Consider the following 16,027-nt stretch of genomic DNA (forward strand, 5'->3'; position numbering starts at 1 on the left):
ATAAATCCTGCACGTTACTGTCAGGTCCTTCCATGATTCCCTTGTCTCCGCCTCCCGTTCGCGAGGAAGCGCCGCGTTATTTCGTGGTGCGGATCGCCTTGCTCTTTTGCGCGCCGCTGGTCGTCAATGGTTTTGCCATGCCGTATTTTCCGGTCTGGCTGAGCACGTTGTCGCTGAGCGATTTCGAGATCGGCATCATCCTCGCCGTGCCGATGTTCGTGCGCGTCGTGACGGCGCCGCTGGTCGGGCTTCTGGCCGACAAAATCGGCGAGCGGGCGCAAGTGCTGATCTGGTCGGCCGTGCTGTCCTTGCTGACGGCACTCGCGCTCTTCGTCTCCCACAGTTTCTGGTTCGTGCTGATCATCTACGCCGTCCAGGGCGGCGTCTATGCGCCCTATGTGCCGATCGTCGAGGCGATTGCGCTGACCGGCGTGCGGCGCTGGGGTTTCGATTATGCGACGATGCGCGTCTGGGGCTCCGTCGCCTTCATCGGGGCGACCATGCTGGGCGGGGTGATGATCGGCCTTTACGGCGGCGCGATGGTGCTGCCTGCCATGGCCGGTGGTTTTCTGCTGATGATTGCGCTGACCTTCATTGCGCCACGCGTCGGCAAGCCGCGCCGTCCGTCCACCCTGACGACGCTCACGGAGCCGCCACCCAAGGCGCTGCGCAAACTGGATCTGCAGCTGCTTTTGATCGGCGTGACGCTGGTCAACGGCAGCCATGCGATGCTGTTTGCCTTTTCGGCGATCTATTGGCAGCATATCGGCTTTACCGGCACCGAAATCGGTCTTCTCTGGAGTGCGGGGGTTGCCGCTGAAGTTGCGATGTTCTTCTGCGCGAGAATGATCATCCGGCGGTTCAGCCTGTGGACGATGATCTTTTCAGGCTGCCTCCTTGCCGTCGTACGCTGGATCATCTTTCCGATGGATCTCGGCTTCTGGGGCTATTTCGCCCTCCAATGCTTCCACGCCTTCACCTATGCAATCATGCATACGGGGATGCAGAATATCCTGGTGCAGCGCGTTCCGGAGGAACAGGAATCCTCGGCGCAGGGGCTGTACTTCTTTTATACCGGCATCTTCACGGCGATCTTCACGTTCACTTCCGGCTATTTCTACACCTGGTTTGGCGTGCACGGCTTCTACTCGATGTCGGTCGTTGCCTTTATCGGCTGCTGTTCTGCCTTTGCCGCCTGGGTTCTTCAGCCCCAGAGAGCGGGACGAGGCGGGTAGACCAGCGATCCCTCGTAGTGCAGGCCGGGCTCGCGGTCACGGGCGAGAAGCAGCGGACCGTCGAGATCGACGAACTCGGCGCCCTCAGCCAAAAGCACCGCCGGCGCCATGCCGAGCGACGTGCCGACCATGCAGCCAACCATGATTTTCAGGTTGAGTGCCCGCGCCGCATCGCGCATGCGCAGCGCCTCGGTCAGGCCGCCGGTCTTGTCGAGCTTGATATTGACGGCGTCATAAAGCCCTGCAAGCTTCGGCAGGTCCTCGGTCTTGTGGACGCTTTCATCAGCGCAGACCGGGACGGGGCGGCTGATGGAGGCGAGCGGCGCATCGTGTCCTGCGGGAAGCGGCTGCTCGATCAAGGATACTCCCGATTCGGCGCAGACGGCGAAGTGATAGGCGAGGTTGGTTTCCGTCCAGCCTTCATTGGCATCGAGAATAATGGCGCTATCTGGGGCCGCCGCCCGCACGGCGCGGATCCGCGAGGCATCGTCGGCCGTTCCGACCTTGACCTTTAAGAGCGCCCGGTGCGCATAATGTGCGGTCTGTGCCGCCATGGCCTCGGGCTCACCGAGCGAAATCGTATAGGCGGTGGTCAGCGGGCGGGGCTCAGCAAGTCCGGCAAGCGTGAAGACGGGAATCCCGGCTTTTTTCGCTTCCAGATCCCAAAGCGCGCAATCGACGGCATTGCGCGCCGCACCGGCTTGCATGATCTGCCGCAACTCCCCGCGGCCGATGCCAGCCTCGATCTGCGGGCGCATCGCTTCGATTGCCGCCAGAACGCTGTCAATGGTTTCACCGTAGCGCCCATAGGGCACGCATTCGCCGATGCCAGAAAATCCGCCGTCGGAAACGTGGCAGGTCACCACGGAGGCGGTGGTCTTGCTGCCGCGCGAAATCGTGAAACTGCCTGAGATCGGAAAGTGTTCGGCAGTGGTTTTCATCTGGCGGGTCATGGCGTTCTCCTGTGTCTTCCATGGCGCAGCTGGCAACCGTTTGGTACGGAAACGTTTCAATCGGTGACAGACCGGGTTCTAGCGGCTATGAGTCGCTGACGTTTTATCAAATGCAGCCATCTCCGGAAGACCTAACACACGTGACGCGTTCCCAACTGAAAACCGATACCGACGTCGAGCTCGCAGAAGCTGACGATGGCAGCACCCGGGCCTATCGGTTTAGCGGCGATTGGCGCAGCGTCTCCATTCACCTGGCGACGCCGAAGCTGGATGCGTTCGCGGCCAAGGGCGGCGAGGCGGGCGAGGTGGATCTGAGCGGCGTCACCGCGATGGACACGGCCGGCGCCTGGGTCATCCGCCGCTTCATGACGCAGATCGGCGACGTGAAGCTCACCAGCGACAAGCCGCGCTATATCGAACTCCTGAGCGCCTTGCCGGAAGCGCTGCCCGAGCCGGCCGAAGACGGCAAGAGCGCCAGATCACTGTTTGTCCGCATCTTTACCCCGGTCGGTAATTCGGTCGTCTCCGCCTGGGAAGACACCGTTGCCGCGATGTTCATTCTCGGGTCGGCGGTGCGCGGTGCGCAATTGAAGCTTGGCCGCCAGAGCGGAGTGTCGCCGGCGGCCATTATCAACCAGATCGATCGCATGGGTGTCCAGGCGGTGCCGATCATCCTGTTGATGTCGTTTCTGATCGGCGCGATCATTGCCCAGCAGGGGGCGTTCCAGCTGCGCTATTTCGGCGCCGAACTCTTTGTCGTCGATCTCGTCGGCATCCTGCAGCTGCGTGAAATCGGCGTTTTGCTCACCGCCATCATGATCGCCGGCCGTTCCGGCAGCGCGATCACGGCCGAAATCGGCTCGATGAAGATGCGCGAGGAAATCGATGCGCTGAAAGTGATGGGACTGAGCCCGATCGGCGTCCTGGTATTTCCAAGGCTGGTGGCGCTGACCGTGGCGCTGCCGCTGTTGACGATCATCGCCAATTTTTCTGCGCTCACGGGTGCTGCCGTGGTGACCTGGAGCTATTCCGGCATCACGTTTTCCACCTTTTTGGCGCGCCTTCAGGAAGCAGTCGATTTTTCCTCTGTCCTGGCCGGCATGATCAAGGCGCCCTTCATGGCGCTGATCATCGGCGTGGTTGCCGCCGTTGAAGGCTTGAAGGTCGGCGGCAGCGCCGAATCGCTTGGCAAGCACGTGACCCAGTCGGTGGTGAAGTCGATCTTCGTGGTCATTCTCGTCGATGGCCTGTTTGCGATCTTCTATGCGGCGATCAATTTCTGATGGGAGAGGTTTTGCCGGTGGATGTAGAGGACGAGATGACAGACGACGCGGTGAAACAGCCGGGTGAAGACGGCACGGAAGTCATCCTGTCGGTAAAGGACCTGACCGTCGGTTTCGGCTCCAATATCGTTCTCGACAAGCTGAACCTGGATATCTATCGCGGCGAAATTCTCGGTTTCGTCGGGGCGTCGGGCACCGGCAAATCGGTACTGATGCGCACGGTTCTGCGGCTTTTGCCGCGCCGGTCCGGCTCGATCAAGATTCTCGGCGTCGAATATGATGCCGTCAGCGAGGAGGAACGCATGGAGCTCGACATGCGCCTGGGCGTGCTGTTCCAGCACGGCGCGCTGTTTTCCTCCCTGACGGTCAAGGAAAACATCCAGGTGCCGATGCGGGAATATCTCAACCTGCCGCAGGAGCTGATGGACGAGCTGGCCCGGTTGAAGATCGATATGGTGGGCCTCGCGCCGGAAGCGGCCGACAAGTTTCCATCCGAACTTTCCGGCGGCATGATCAAGCGCGCGGCTCTAGCACGCGCTTTGGCACTCGATCCCGACCTTGTCTTCCTCGATGAACCGACCTCCGGGCTCGACCCGATCGGGGCGGCGGAGTTCGATAATCTGATCGCCAAACTGCGCGACACCCTGGGATTGACCGTGTATATGGTGACTCACGACCTCGACAGCCTGTTTTCGGTCTGCGACCGGATTGCGGTGCTCGGCAAGAAGAAGGTTCTGGTCGAAGGCACGATCGAGGACATGCTGGCCTGCGACGACGAGTGGGTGACCTCCTACTTCCAGGGCAAGCGCGCGCGTTCGATCGTGCGCGACGATGACACGAAAGCCTCCTGACAGCGCTGCATGACAGGAACGACGAATTGAAGCCGACTGATTAATTGAAGCAAGGAGCCGCGTTGGCGGCGTCCCCCAAGGGTACCGGTAGCAATGGAAACAAAAGCCAATTACGCCATCGTCGGATTTTTCACCGTCGCGGTCATCTTCGCGGCCTTCGGCTTTGTCTACTGGATGTCCCAATATGGCAGAAGCGGCGAAATGGCTGAGCTTGTCATCAGCATTCCTGGCTCGGCCAACGGCTTGAGCGTCGGATCACCGGTGCGCTTCAACGGTATTCCCGTCGGTTCGGTGCGCAGCCTTGCCATCAATTCCAACGATCCGCGCTATTCCGTTGCCGTGACCGAGGTGTCGGCCGATGCGCCGGTGCTGAAATCGACCACGGCAACCCTGGAAATCCAGGGTCTGACAGGGGCTGCCTATATCGAGCTCAGCGGCGGCAACAAGGGTGACGAGAATATCCTGCGCAAGGCGCTGGACACCGGCACATCCGCACAGCTGACCGCCGACCAGTCCAGCGTCACCAGCCTTCTGGCCACCGCCGACAAAATCCTCGACCGTGCCAATGACGCGATCGGCGACATCCAGGGCTTCGTCAAGGATGTGCGCGGGCCGTTGACCAATACGATCTCCAATGCCGACCGTTTCACCCGGTCGCTGGCCGACAATTCGGAAGGCATCGACAAATTCCTGGAAAGCGTCAGCGCGCTATCGACCTCGATCACGTCAGCGGCGAGCAAGCTCGATTCCACCCTGTCTGCCGCCGATACGCTGGTCAAATCGGTTGATCCAAGGAAGATCGACAATATCGTCGCCAATGTTGAGAAGATGAGCAACGACCTGAGCGCTGCTTCCTCCGGCGTGGCCGATACCATCGCCTCGTTCAAGAAGACGGCCGATACCTATGAACGGTTTGGCGAAAAGGCGACGGCATCGCTCGATCGTGTCGATCTGCTGATTGCCTCCATCGACACGCAGAAGGTCTCCGGCGTCGTCAACGATGTCTCAGCGGCCAGCGCCGATGCCCGCAAGGCGGTTGCGTCGGTGGCGGATTTTGCCGAGAGCATCAAGGGCCGCCAGAACGATATCGACCAGACGATCACCGATGTCACGCAGATGGCCAACAAGCTGAATGCCGCGTCGAGCCGCGTCGATGGTATCCTGGTCAAGCTCGACGGCTTCCTGGGCGATGCCGATGCGCCGTCACTGTCAGCGGACGCCCGCGCGACGCTTCAGTCCTTCCGCAAGGTTGCCGACAATCTGAATGCGCAGATCGGTCCGATCGCGGAAAACCTCAAGCGTTTCTCGGGGTCTGGCCTGCGCGATATCGAAGCACTGGTCAGCGATACCCGCCGGACCGTCAATTCGCTCGATACGACGATTTCGACCTTCGACAAGAATCCGCAGCGGCTGCTGTTCGGAGGCGAAACGGTCAAGCAATATGACGGACGCACGCGGCGCTGATTCGAGCATAACGGCAATCATCGGGACGGGAAATTGGCGCTGAGACCACCAGCGAACAGCGCTTTGCTTCCATCGACGTGACGTTTGCGTGGCAAGGCTGCACGCCTTGGCGGTTTTTTAACCTATCCGCAGCGGTTTCACTGCTTTTTTGGCTTGTTTTGACCGGATCAGCCTCTACGTTGCTGCTGATTGGCGAAGGATAGTGTTTGCAATGAATTTTCCCGGTATGTCGTTTGGTCGTAAGGCAGGTTTGATCCGGGCCTGTTCTGCACTCCTTCTTGCCGCCACGCTTTCCGCCTGTGCCGGCAAGGCCAATAACGACACCTATAGCCTGTCCGCTTCCCCCGTTGTCGAAGGGCCTTCTTCGAGCAAAAAGCAGATCCTTGTTCCCGAGCCGACGGCGCTGAAGGCACTGGATAGCGACCAGGTGGTGATCCGGCTGTCGGGTTCGGAAATCCAGTATCTGGCCAAATCGCAGTGGAGCGACCGCTTGCCGAAAATGGTGCAGGCGAAGCTGGTGCAGGCCTTTGAGAATACCGGCAAGATTGGCGGCGTCGGCAAGCCGGGCGAGGGACTCGCCATCGACTATCAGGTGATCACCGAAATCCGCTCGTTCGAAATATCGACGGCTGGCTCCGATACCGCCGTCGTGGAAATTTTCGCCAAGATCCTCAATGATCGCACCGGCACTGTCGGGGCACAAAAGGCATTTCGCGCTACCGTTCCGGTGCGCGGGAGCGGAGCGCCGGCATTCGTCGCGGGTCTTGACGGTGCATTTGCACAGGTTGCCGGCGAGATTGTCCGCTGGACGCTGAAAGCGATCTGATCGGACAAGAACCCGATCAGGTAACCGGGATCAAGCCACCACGATCCGGTTGACGGTTTCCGCAACGCCTTCTACTGAGTTTGCGGCTTCTTCTGCCCGCTCCACCTCTTCGATGGTCGCTACCGTGCCGTTGAGCACGATCGTGTTTCCCTTCGAGACCACCGAAATATCCGATGCGTCCAGTCCGTCCACGGTGGCCAGGCAATTGGCGACCCGCGTTTCGAGATCCGCCTCATCGCCCTCGATCAGCTCTTCGGGCGTTTTGCCGTAGAATGTGCGCTCTTTGAAAACCATGGCTTTGTGCTCCGATGCGGTTATGCGCGGATAACGCGGCATTGAGCCTTTTGTTCAGCCCTGTTCCATTCGAAACAGCGCAGATAAGCGGCGCGTGAGACTGTTGGATCACTGGATGAGACGAACTCATCAGGAACCAACAGAGGAGATTTCAGCATGCGCAAGTTCATTCTTTCCGCCGCCGTCGCAGTCATTGCCGCCATCTCGTTTGCCGCACCGTCGCAGGCCGGCGGACATCACCATCACGGCCGTCACCATGGCGGATTCTCCATCGGCTTCTACAACACGGGCTATTATGGCGATGGATATTATGGCGGCGGCTACTATCAGCCATCCTGCTACACCAAGAAGGTGAAGCGCTGGGACCGCTGGGGTAACCTGCATATCCGCCGCATCAAGATCTGCGACTGATACGCACTCTTCAGGCAACAAAAATCCGGCCGTTGACAGCGGCCGGATTTTTGCGTCAGGCATCACTTCTCAGGGCCAGCGAACCACGGGCGGCAGCGAGGACAGGATCGAATCGACATTGCCGCCGGTTTTCAGGCCGAAGATCGTGCCGCGATCGTAGAGCAGGTTGAATTCGACATAGCGGCCACGGCGCACCAGCTGCTCGTCGCGATCTTCCTCGGTCCAAGGCCTGTTGAAATTGGCGCGCACGATCTTGGGATAGATCAGGCTGAACGCCTTGCCGACATCCTGGGTGAAGGCGAAGTCGGCCTCCCAGCCGCCTTTTTCCTCGCCGGAATGCAGCCAGTCGAAGAAGATGCCGCCGATGCCGCGGGATTCGTTGCGGTGTTTCAGGAAGAAATACTCGTCGCACCAATCCTTGAAGCGCGGGTAATCGGCAACGGCGTGGCGCCGGCAGGCGATCTCCATACCGCGATGAAACAGCATCGTATCCGGATCGGTCTGCGTGCGGCGGCTGTCGAGCACCGGCGTGAGATCGGCGCCGCCGCCAAACCAGTGGCTGGTGGTGACGACCATGCGGGTGTTCATGTGCACGGCGGGCACGTTCGGATTGACCGGATGGGCAATCAGCGAAATGCCGGACGCCCAGAAGGTCGGGTCTTCCTCGGCGCCGGGGATCTGGCTGCGGAATTCCGGCGAGAACTCGCCGTGGACGGTGGATGTGTGAACGCCGACCTTTTCAAAAACCCGGCCGTCCATCATCGACATGCGGCCGCCGCCGCCGGCACCCTTGTCGCGCAGCCAGTCCTTGCCGATGAAGCGCCCCGGCTCGCGGTCGGACAAGGGGCCTGCCAGTTCGTCCTCGATGGTCTCGAACGCGGCGCAGATGCTGTCGCGCAAGGATTGAAACCAAGCCGTTGCTCTCGCCTTCTTGTCTTCGATATCCGCAGGCAATCCTTGCGGCAGGTTGGGTCGTTCCATGAAAGTAATCCTGTTTGGCGTGGCCTGAAGCGGCAACAAAGCGCGCCGATTCGCATCTTGGCCGACAGTTCAGATTTTTGCCACAGCTGGCAACGGCGCAGGGCGCGAACCGGTCAGTGTGCCGCAGGGGCCGACCCTTTGATTCGGACTCGCAAAACCCGGAATATTTCCCTATCTTCAACAGGCGAGTTCGACTGGCGAAAGGTAGGAGCTCATGGCAAGACTTCCGGCAGCACCGCCGCTCGACGGGTTGAAACGTCAGATCGACCGGCACCGCAAGGACAATCCGCAACGCAATGACGGATTGTTCGTGCGCGAGACGTTCCGGCTCGAGCGGAGCGATGCGCGGCAGAAAGCGCAGGAATGGTTCGATGCCTGGCCAAAAGCCGCCTATTGGACTGAGGTGGAAAGCTGGCGGCTGTTGGACGGTGACCAGATCGAATTCACCATGCGGCGTCTGCCCAGCGCCGATTGACGGCCGATAACATTCTCCATCCCCAGCATCAGCCCTGTTCTTCGCCGGCATGTTCGATCAGATAGGCGCCGGCGCCCTTTTCCGACAATGTGTCATCCGGGTTGCGCAGCGGACAGTCGCGCATGGAAAGACAGCCGCAGCCGATGCAGGACGTCAGCTGGTCGCGCAGCGCGGTGAGCTTGGCGATCCGTTCGTTCAAATCGGCCTTCCAGTGTTCCGACAGACGCTCCCAGTCGCTGACCAGCAATTGCCGGTCGTTCGGTAGGGCGGAAAGCTCCTTTTGAATATCGGCGAGCGGAATGCCCGTGCGCTGAGCAATCTTGATGACGGCGATGCGGCGCAGGACGCTGCGGGGATAGCGGCGCTGGTTGCCGCGGCTGCGCATGCTCTGGATCAGGCCTTTGGTCTCGTAGAAATGCAGCGTCGAGACCGCGACGCCGCTACGGGCAGCGACTTCTCCGACGGTCAGTTCGCGGCGTGGCAGCTGGCCCTGGTTTTTTTCCGGCATCTCTATTGACCTCAACTTTAGTTGAGGTTTTATACCATGAGCTCCATTCTATCGGCAACGGAGCTTTTGCAGACATGAACGAGAAAATGACCATCGCCGTCGTCTATGGCAGCGCACGCCAAGGGCGCTTCTGCGACACCGTCGTCAACTGGGCCTTGACGGAGCTGTGGGCCGAATGCGGGTTCCGCATCACGCTGATCGATCCTCTGGAGCTGAAGGGTGGCGCCGGAGACGGGGTGCTCGACGGTGAGGCGCTTGAAGACAAGATCGCTGCCGCCGACGCCTTCATCATCGTGACGCCGGAATATAACCACGGTTATCCGGCCTGCCTGAAGGAACTGATCGACAGTTGCTACGAGCCCTGGCACGCAAAGCCGGTCGGCTTCATCTCCTATGGCGGCATTTCCGGTGGCTTGCGCGCCGTCGAGCAGTTGCGCCAGGTCTTTGCCGAACTGCACACCGTCACCATCCGCGACACCGTCAGCTTTTCCAATGTCTGGGGCCAGTTCGATGCCGCCGGCAATCCGTTCAAGGCGGCGGAAGCCAAGGCCGGGCTGATGGTGATGCTGCGGCGCCTGAAATGGTGGGCGAGCGCCCTGAAAGCGGCCCGGGCCGAAAACGCCTATGCGGGCGTTGCGGCGTGACGCGGAAGCGTCGCTCTCAGCCGGCGACCTGCCGGAGCGCTTCGCCCGCGATCATCGCCACCGACATGGCCACGTTCAGCGACCGCTGGCCCTCGACCATCGGGACGATGATGCGGCTGTCCGCCCTGTCATGGACGTGATCGGGAACCCCGGCGCTTTCGCGGCCAAAGAGCAGCGTGTCGTTGGGCTGGAAGGAGAACCGCGTATAGGGCTCTGCCGCCTTGGTGGAGGCCAGCACCAGGCGGCGGCCCTCACGCAGACGCACCGCCTCGAAGCACTCCCAGTTGACGTGGCGGGTCAGGGTCACAGAGGCGATGTAATCCATGCCGGCGCGCTTCAGGTTCTTGTCGGACAGATCGAACCCGGCGGGCTCGATAATATCGACGGCAAGGCCCAGACACGCGGCAAGGCGCAGAATCGTCCCGGTATTGCCGGGAATATCGGGCTGGTAGAGGGCGATGCGCAGTGAATGTGGCGACATATCAACAAGTCTTATGGGCTTCATCAATGGCCGTAATCAATCTGTGCCGTAATGGCAACAGAATCCTGCCAGAGACAAAAATGATGAAAAAAACGCCATGGACAATCTGGCGTACCGGCGCAAATCATTCTAGTCATGCTTCATCTTCAACGCGAACCATAGGAGGCATGCATGGATATTCGAATGACCACCAGCCTCCAGGCTGTGCCTCCAGTCCTTTTCGGCTGACCGGTTTCGCGCTTTTCCTTTTACGGCATCCTTGCGCTCGACCGCCCGCATTCCGGACGAACACGTCTCGCGTTCACGATTGAGCTGTTTTCCGGGTTTTTATGTTTCTGATCGATGAATGCGGGATGTCCCGCCTTCCTTCATTGGCTTCCTGAAGGAGCTTAGCATGTTCGGCTGGTTTGAATCCCGCCTCAATCCCTATCCCGTCGAGGAGCCCACGGTTCCGCCGCAGGGTCTGTTTGCGTTCTGCTGGCACTATACCAAGCCGGCGGCCCCCTGGCTGTTGACCATGTCGGTCTGCACTATGCTGATCGCGATCGGCGAAGTGGCACTGTTCCAGTTTCTCGGCAATGTCGTGGATTGGCTGTCGTCCGCCAGGCAGGACACGTTCCTGCAAAGCGAAGGCACCAAACTGATCTGGATGGGCGCGCTCATCCTGATTGGCCTGCCAACGGTCGTCGCGATCGATTCGATCATCATGCACCAGGTGCTTCTCGGCAATTATCCGATGATCGCGCGCTGGCAGATGCACCGGTATCTGCTGCGCCAGGGCATGACCTTTTTCGCCAACGAGTTTGCCGGCCGCGTCGCCACCAAGGTGATGCAGACCTCGCTTGCCGTGCGCGAAACGGTGATGAAGATCCTCGACGTCTTCGTCTATGTCGTTGCCTATTTCATCTCGATGCTTGTCGTTGTGGCCGCCGCCGACTGGCGGCTTCTGGCGCCGCTGATCGTCTGGATCATCATCTATATCTGCATCGTGACGCATTTCGTGCCGCGTCTGCGCAAGATCTCCAAGGATCAGGCGGATGCACGCTCGATGATGACCGGCCGCGTGGTGGACAGCTATACCAATATCGCCACCGTCAAGCTGTTTTCGCATGCCGGCCGCGAGGAGATCTATGCCAAGGAAAGCATGGATGCGTTTCTGCAGACCGTGCACCGGCAGATGCGCAAGGTGACGCTGTTCCATGTGCTCGTCTACACCAACAACTGCATCGCGCTGTTTGCGATCTCGGCGCTCGGCATCTATTTCTGGATGACCAGCGGCATGTCGGTCGGTTCGATCGCCATTGCCGTATCGCTCGCCATGCGCATCAACGGCATGTCGCAGTGGATCATGTGGGAAGTCTCGGCGCTGTTTGAGAATATCGGCACCGTTTATGACGGCATGAGCATGATGACCAAGGCGCATGACATTGTCGATAACGACAATGCCAAGGTGCTGAAGGCGCCGCAGGGGGCCATCGCGTTCGAAAATATCGGCTTCCACTACGGCAAGAACAAGGGCGTGATCGAAAACCTCTCGCTCGCGATCAAGCCGGGCGAGAAGATCGGCCTGGTTGGACGCTCGGGCGCTGGCAAGACGACGCTGATGAACGTGTTGCTGCGCTTCTACGATCTGGAATCGGGTACGATCCGGATCGACGGGCAGGATATCGCTGCGGCGACGCAGGACAGCCTGCGCGCCCAGATCGGCGTGGTAACGCAGGATACCTCGCTCTTGCACCGCTCGATCCGGGACAACATCGCCTATGGTCACCCGGAAGCCGGGGATGCCGACATTATCGCCGCCGCCAAGCGGGCCAATGCCTTGGATTTCATCGAACAGCTCGAGGACAACCAGGGGCGCAGGGGACTGGATGCCCAGGTCGGCGAACGCGGCGTCAAGTTGTCCGGCGGTCAGCGCCAGCGGATCGCCATCGCCCGGGTCTTCCTGAAGGATGCGCCGATCCTCATCCTCGACGAGGCAACCTCGGCGCTCGATTCGGAAGTGGAAGCGGCCATTCAGGAAAACCTGTTTGCGCTGATGAAGGGCAAGACGGTAATCGCCATCGCCCACCGCCTGTCGACGCTGACGGAGATGGACCGGCTGGTCATTCTCGAAGCCGGCAAGATCGTCGAGACCGGTAGCCATGCCGAGCTCATCAGCCGCAGCGGTCTCTATTCCGATCTCTGGTCGCGGCAATCCGGCGGGTTCATCGCCGATGATGGCGATGGCACGGACAAACAAAAGGAGGAGGCGGCCGAATAGGCCGCCTCCAAGCCTTGCATGTCAACTTCTAGGGCGATCGGCGTGAGCGATATCGGTTTTGAATTCGACGTCCTGATAAAGGGTGAGCGCACGGCGGCATTCGATGTCTTCACCGCTGGAAATCCGGACTGGACCTGCCGCTACGGAAAGAATGGCGGCTTCCTCAGTGAGCCGCCTCAGCTGACCCTGGATGAAACGGATGCCAGCCGTTTCGTGGCGCTGCATCTCGATGCATATGCGGCCCAGTTGTCGTTGCTTAGAAATCTTGGGCATGGTCATTGCATTCGCATCGCCGTCTATTTCGACAGCGCGACGACGGCGGGTTTCAGCCTTGGCCTCAAGCCCTCGACCATGGCTCGGGTTTCGGCGCTTGGCTATGAACTCGAGTTTTGCGTCTATCCGTTCGCCGGCCATGATGACGACTGAAAATTGGGGGCTGGAAGCACCGCTTTTGAACATGACGGATTTGTAATCGAGATCATCGGCGGTTGCGGCCGATTCCGGATTGCCGCGCGCGCGAATCTGCCTATATCGGAGAGATGCTGCTGCGCGCCCTGTTTGCCTATTTCGAGAACTGGATACAGCCTTTCGCTGTTCGCGACGGCTTGCAGCCGCCGGAACGGCTGATCCCCTATATCTGGTTCTACATCCGCCAGGCCAAGGCGCCATTCATCGCCATGCTTATTCTCGGCGGATTGACGGCGGCGATCGAGGCGACGCTGTTCTGGTTTGTCGGCCGCGTCGTCGATATCCTCGCAACGGTCAAACCGGCCGACGGCTGGAGCGGGCTTCTGGCGGCGCACGGCGCCGAGCTGTTCGGTATGCTCGTCCTGATCGGCATTGTCCGTTTCGTGGTGTCGCTGGTGATGGCGCTGGTCGATCAGCAGGTGATCACGCCCGGGTTCTACAATCTGGTGCGCTGGCAGTCTTATCTGCATGTCTCGCGTCAGTCGCTTTCTTTCTTCCAGAACGATTTTTCCGGCCGCATCGTCACCAAGGTCTGGTCGGGCGGGCAGGCGGTCGGCGATGTCGTGACGTCGCTGATGGAAAGTGTTTGGTTCGTCGGCATCTATTCGGTCTCGACGCTGGTGCTGGTCGGGCAGCTCGATCTGTCGCTTGCCGTCGTCGTTCTGCTCTGGCTGATCGGCTTTGCCTTCCTGGCGCGCTATTTCGTGCCGCGCATCCGCAAACATTCCAAGGAAACGGCCGAAGCGTCGTCCATGCTGAGCGGCCGCATGGTCGATGCCTACAGCAACATGCAGACGCTGAAACTGTTTGCGCGCGACGAGGAAAACGACCGCTACATGCGGCAGGGTTTCGATATCTATCAGGATACGATCCTGCGCTTCACCCGGTTCATCACCGGCGTTCGCGCCTCCATGGCATTTCTGTCGGGGATCATGATCGTCACCATGGCGGGGTTGAGCGTCGATCTCTGGCTGTCCGGGGCAATCAGCTCAGGCGCCGTCGCATTTACCATGGCGCTGATCCTGCGGCTGAATTTTCTCCTTAGCCGGATGATGGTTCAGTTCAACGGCATCATGCGCAATATCGGCACGATCCAGAACGCCGCCGAAATGATCTCGCAGCCGGTCCAGCTGGTCGACCAGCCGGATGCGCCGGCCCTTGTCGTCGAAAGCCCCGCGATCCGTTTCGAGAATATTCATTTCCATTACGGCAAGGGGCAGGGCGTTATCGATAACCTGTCTCTCGTGGTCCGGCCGGGTGAGAAAATCGGCATTGTCGGCCGCTCAGGTGCTGGCAAGACGACGCTCGTCAATCTGCTGCTGCGCTTTTACGATCTGGAATCCGGCCGCATCCTGATCGACGGGCAGGACATTTCCCTGGTGCGGCAGGAATCGCTGCGCATGCAAATCGGCGTCGTCAGCCAGGATACCTCTCTGCTACACCGCTCGATCCGCGACAATATCCTGTTCGGCCGTCCCGATGCCGATGAGCATGGCCTGCGCGACGCCGCCGAAAAGGCAGAGGCTCTGGAGTTTATCGAGAATCTGCAGGACCAAAGGGGCCGCAGGGGATTTGACGCGCATGTGGGCGAGCGCGGAGTGAAGCTCTCCGGCGGGCAGCGCCAGCGGGTGGCGATAGCACGCGTGATGCTGAAGGACGCGCCGATCCTCGTGCTCGACGAGGCGACTTCGGCGCTTGATTCGGAAGTCGAGGCCGCCATCCAGTCCAATCTTGACCGGCTGATGCACGGAAAGACCGTGCTTGCCATTGCGCATCGCCTGTCCACCATCGCAGCGCTCGACCGTCTGATCGTCATGGATCAGGGCCGGATCGTCGAAGATGGGACCCATGACCAGCTGATCGCAGCCGGCGGTCTCTACGCCGATCTGTGGCTGCGCCAGTCCGGCGGTTTTCTGGCCCGCGAGGCTGCGGCCGAATAACGCACCGGCGTGGCGTCAAGCGGCCCTGCAATGCCGCGTTTCGATCGCACCGGGCGGCAAAAAGCGGTTTGCGAACATCGGCTTCGGTTTTCCCGCGACAATGTGGCTCACCCCTTGCACCCAAGGCTAGACATCCCCAGCGATCAAGCATAGAACGCGCCGGAATGCCGGGGGAATCTGCCGTTTTTTTGATGGGCGAGGTTTGCCCGGTTTTGGTGCATGAGCGGAGAAGGCGAAAGTTTTCTTCGAATCGTGCATAGAGGCTTATTGATTTGGCGCTGTTCTTTCGCTCAAGTGTCAGCACGGGGCGCGGATCGACGCCGGGGACAGTGCGGTTTCCGCAAAACATTGCGTGAGAGGATGGTTTAGCCGTGAGCGAACACGAGATATCAAGCGAAACCTCGGGCGAGCCCACTCGCCGCGATTTCCTGTATTTGACCACCGGCATGGCCGGTGCGGTTGGTGCAGCCGCCGTTGCATGGCCGTTCATCGACCAGATGCGGCCCGACGCCTCGACGCTGGCGCTGGCCTCGATCGAGGTCGATGTCGCAAGCCTGCAGCCGGGCATGTCGCTGACGGTGAAATGGCGCGGCAAGCCGATCTTCATCCGCAACCGGACCGACAAGGAAGTCGAGGAGGCCAATGCGGTGGCGCTGGCCGACCTGAAGGACCCGGTTGCGCGCAACGCCAACCTGCCGGCCGATGCGACGGCGACCGACCTTGACCGCTCCGCCGGCAAGGAAAAAGAAAACTGGATCGTCATGGTCGGCTCCTGCACGCATCTGGGGTGCGTACCGCTTGGCCAGGCCGGCGATTTTGGCGGCTGGTTCTGTCCGTGCCACGGCTCTCACTACGATACGGCCGGCCGTATCCGTAAGGGCCCGGCACCGCAGAACCTCGCCGTACCGACATTTGCGTTCGCTACCGACACAGTCATCAAGATCGGTTGA

Annotated in this window: 17 protein-coding genes; 12 read left to right on the top strand and 5 right to left on the bottom strand. The window is 60.4% G+C overall.

Features of this window, described 5'->3' with window-relative positions; genetic code table 11:
• Positions 1-32: 32 nt before the first annotated feature.
• Positions 33-1,235 (top strand): MFS transporter, encoded by a 1,203-nt coding sequence (locus ASD32_RS25470; RefSeq protein WP_060640824.1) that lies wholly within the window; start codon positions 33-35, stop codon positions 1,233-1,235.
• On the opposite strand, the gene dgcA is transcribed toward ASD32_RS25470, so the two are convergent.
• Positions 1,205-2,188 carry an N-acetyl-D-Glu racemase DgcA gene (dgcA, locus tag ASD32_RS25475; protein WP_060640825.1) on the bottom strand — a complete coding sequence of 328 codons (984 nt, stop codon included), beginning with the start codon at positions 2,186-2,188 and terminating at the stop codon, positions 1,205-1,207. The genes ASD32_RS25470 and dgcA overlap by 31 nt on opposite strands.
• Positions 2,189-2,328: 140 nt before the next feature.
• Here dgcA and ASD32_RS25480 point away from each other — a divergent pair, with 140 nt between their 5' ends.
• The 4 genes from ASD32_RS25480 (at position 2,329) to ASD32_RS25495 (ending at position 6,612) form a co-directional block, all read left to right on the top strand.
• Complete coding sequence (locus tag ASD32_RS25480; protein WP_060640826.1) at positions 2,329-3,471, top strand: ABC transporter permease; 1,143 nt, start codon at positions 2,329-2,331, stop codon at positions 3,469-3,471.
• Between the two features lie 35 nt (positions 3,472-3,506).
• Positions 3,507-4,322, top strand: a complete 816-nt coding sequence (locus ASD32_RS25485) for an ABC transporter ATP-binding protein (protein ID WP_060640827.1) — start codon at positions 3,507-3,509, stop codon at positions 4,320-4,322.
• A gap of 93 nt (positions 4,323-4,415) precedes the next feature.
• Positions 4,416-5,786, top strand: coding sequence for an MlaD family protein (locus ASD32_RS25490; protein ID WP_060640828.1), 1,371 nt, complete (start codon positions 4,416-4,418; stop codon positions 5,784-5,786).
• 211 nt (positions 5,787-5,997) lie between these two features.
• Complete coding sequence (locus ASD32_RS25495; RefSeq protein WP_060640829.1) at positions 5,998-6,612, top strand: ABC-type transport auxiliary lipoprotein family protein; 615 nt, start codon at positions 5,998-6,000, stop codon at positions 6,610-6,612.
• A gap of 30 nt (positions 6,613-6,642) precedes the next feature.
• Here ASD32_RS25495 and ASD32_RS25500 read toward each other — a convergent pair whose 3' ends face one another.
• On the bottom strand, positions 6,643-6,906 hold the full coding sequence (locus tag ASD32_RS25500; RefSeq protein WP_060641005.1) for a BON domain-containing protein: 264 nt from the start codon (positions 6,904-6,906) through the stop codon (positions 6,643-6,645).
• 156 nt (positions 6,907-7,062) lie between these two features.
• Here ASD32_RS25500 and ASD32_RS25505 point away from each other — a divergent pair, with 156 nt between their 5' ends.
• A complete protein-coding gene (locus ASD32_RS25505) occupies positions 7,063-7,317 on the top strand; it encodes a hypothetical protein (RefSeq protein WP_060640830.1) in 255 nt (84 codons plus the stop codon).
• Positions 7,318-7,386: 69 nt separating this feature from the next.
• Here the strand turns inward: ASD32_RS25505 and hemF are convergent, their stop codons facing one another.
• On the bottom strand, positions 7,387-8,298 hold the full coding sequence (hemF, locus tag ASD32_RS25510) for an oxygen-dependent coproporphyrinogen oxidase (RefSeq protein ID WP_060640831.1): 912 nt from the start codon (positions 8,296-8,298) through the stop codon (positions 7,387-7,389).
• Positions 8,299-8,512: 214 nt separating this feature from the next.
• On the opposite strand from hemF, the gene ASD32_RS25515 reads away from it, so the two are divergent.
• A complete protein-coding gene (locus ASD32_RS25515; RefSeq protein ID WP_060640832.1) occupies positions 8,513-8,773 on the top strand; it encodes a hypothetical protein in 261 nt (86 codons plus the stop codon).
• A 28-nt stretch (positions 8,774-8,801) separates the two neighbouring features.
• On the opposite strand, the gene soxR is transcribed toward ASD32_RS25515, so the two are convergent.
• Entirely contained in the window at positions 8,802-9,281 is a 480-nt protein-coding gene (gene soxR / locus ASD32_RS25520; protein WP_060640833.1) for a redox-sensitive transcriptional activator SoxR, read from the bottom strand.
• 74 nt (positions 9,282-9,355) lie between these two features.
• Between soxR and ASD32_RS25525 the strand changes: the two genes are divergently transcribed.
• Positions 9,356-9,925, top strand: a complete 570-nt coding sequence (locus tag ASD32_RS25525) for an NAD(P)H-dependent oxidoreductase (protein WP_060640834.1) — start codon at positions 9,356-9,358, stop codon at positions 9,923-9,925.
• A gap of 16 nt (positions 9,926-9,941) precedes the next feature.
• Here the strand turns inward: ASD32_RS25525 and ASD32_RS25530 are convergent, their stop codons facing one another.
• Entirely contained in the window at positions 9,942-10,406 is a 465-nt protein-coding gene (locus ASD32_RS25530) for a tRNA (cytidine(34)-2'-O)-methyltransferase (protein ID WP_060640835.1), read from the bottom strand.
• A 394-nt stretch (positions 10,407-10,800) separates the two neighbouring features.
• On the opposite strand from ASD32_RS25530, the gene ASD32_RS25535 reads away from it, so the two are divergent.
• From ASD32_RS25535 to petA, 4 genes are all read left to right on the top strand, one after another.
• Entirely contained in the window at positions 10,801-12,669 is a 1,869-nt protein-coding gene (locus tag ASD32_RS25535; protein WP_060641006.1) for an ABC transporter ATP-binding protein, read from the top strand.
• Between the two features lie 42 nt (positions 12,670-12,711).
• Complete coding sequence (locus ASD32_RS25540) at positions 12,712-13,095, top strand: hypothetical protein (protein ID WP_060640836.1); 384 nt, start codon at positions 12,712-12,714, stop codon at positions 13,093-13,095.
• 113 nt (positions 13,096-13,208) lie between these two features.
• Positions 13,209-15,077 carry an ABC transporter ATP-binding protein gene (locus ASD32_RS25545; RefSeq protein WP_060641007.1) on the top strand — a complete coding sequence of 623 codons (1,869 nt, stop codon included), beginning with the start codon at positions 13,209-13,211 and terminating at the stop codon, positions 15,075-15,077.
• A gap of 371 nt (positions 15,078-15,448) precedes the next feature.
• Positions 15,449-16,027, top strand: coding sequence for a ubiquinol-cytochrome c reductase iron-sulfur subunit (gene petA / locus ASD32_RS25550; RefSeq protein WP_060640837.1), 579 nt, complete (start codon positions 15,449-15,451; stop codon positions 16,025-16,027).

The organism is Rhizobium sp. Root483D2, assembly GCF_001426685.1.
Classification (GTDB): domain Bacteria; phylum Pseudomonadota; class Alphaproteobacteria; order Rhizobiales; family Rhizobiaceae; genus Pararhizobium; species Pararhizobium qamdonense.

Coding starts and splice junctions, on each gene's coding strand:
- ASD32_RS25470 (WP_060640824.1), top strand. CDS start 33: ATGATTCCCTTGTCTCCGCCTCCCGTTCGCGAGGAAGCGCCGCGTTAT.
- dgcA (WP_060640825.1), bottom strand. CDS start 2,188: ATGACCCGCCAGATGAAAACCACTGCCGAACACTTTCCGATCTCAGGC.
- ASD32_RS25485 (WP_060640827.1), top strand. CDS start 3,507: ATGACAGACGACGCGGTGAAACAGCCGGGTGAAGACGGCACGGAAGTC.
- ASD32_RS25490 (WP_060640828.1), top strand. CDS start 4,416: ATGGAAACAAAAGCCAATTACGCCATCGTCGGATTTTTCACCGTCGCG.
- ASD32_RS25495 (WP_060640829.1), top strand. CDS start 5,998: ATGAATTTTCCCGGTATGTCGTTTGGTCGTAAGGCAGGTTTGATCCGG.
- ASD32_RS25500 (WP_060641005.1), bottom strand. CDS start 6,906: ATGGTTTTCAAAGAGCGCACATTCTACGGCAAAACGCCCGAAGAGCTG.
- ASD32_RS25505 (WP_060640830.1), top strand. CDS start 7,063: ATGCGCAAGTTCATTCTTTCCGCCGCCGTCGCAGTCATTGCCGCCATC.
- hemF (WP_060640831.1), bottom strand. CDS start 8,298: ATGGAACGACCCAACCTGCCGCAAGGATTGCCTGCGGATATCGAAGAC.
- ASD32_RS25515 (WP_060640832.1), top strand. CDS start 8,513: ATGGCAAGACTTCCGGCAGCACCGCCGCTCGACGGGTTGAAACGTCAG.
- soxR (WP_060640833.1), bottom strand. CDS start 9,281: ATGCCGGAAAAAAACCAGGGCCAGCTGCCACGCCGCGAACTGACCGTC.
- ASD32_RS25525 (WP_060640834.1), top strand. CDS start 9,356: ATGAACGAGAAAATGACCATCGCCGTCGTCTATGGCAGCGCACGCCAA.
- ASD32_RS25530 (WP_060640835.1), bottom strand. CDS start 10,406: ATGTCGCCACATTCACTGCGCATCGCCCTCTACCAGCCCGATATTCCC.
- ASD32_RS25535 (WP_060641006.1), top strand. CDS start 10,801: ATGTTCGGCTGGTTTGAATCCCGCCTCAATCCCTATCCCGTCGAGGAG.
- ASD32_RS25545 (WP_060641007.1), top strand. CDS start 13,209: ATGCTGCTGCGCGCCCTGTTTGCCTATTTCGAGAACTGGATACAGCCT.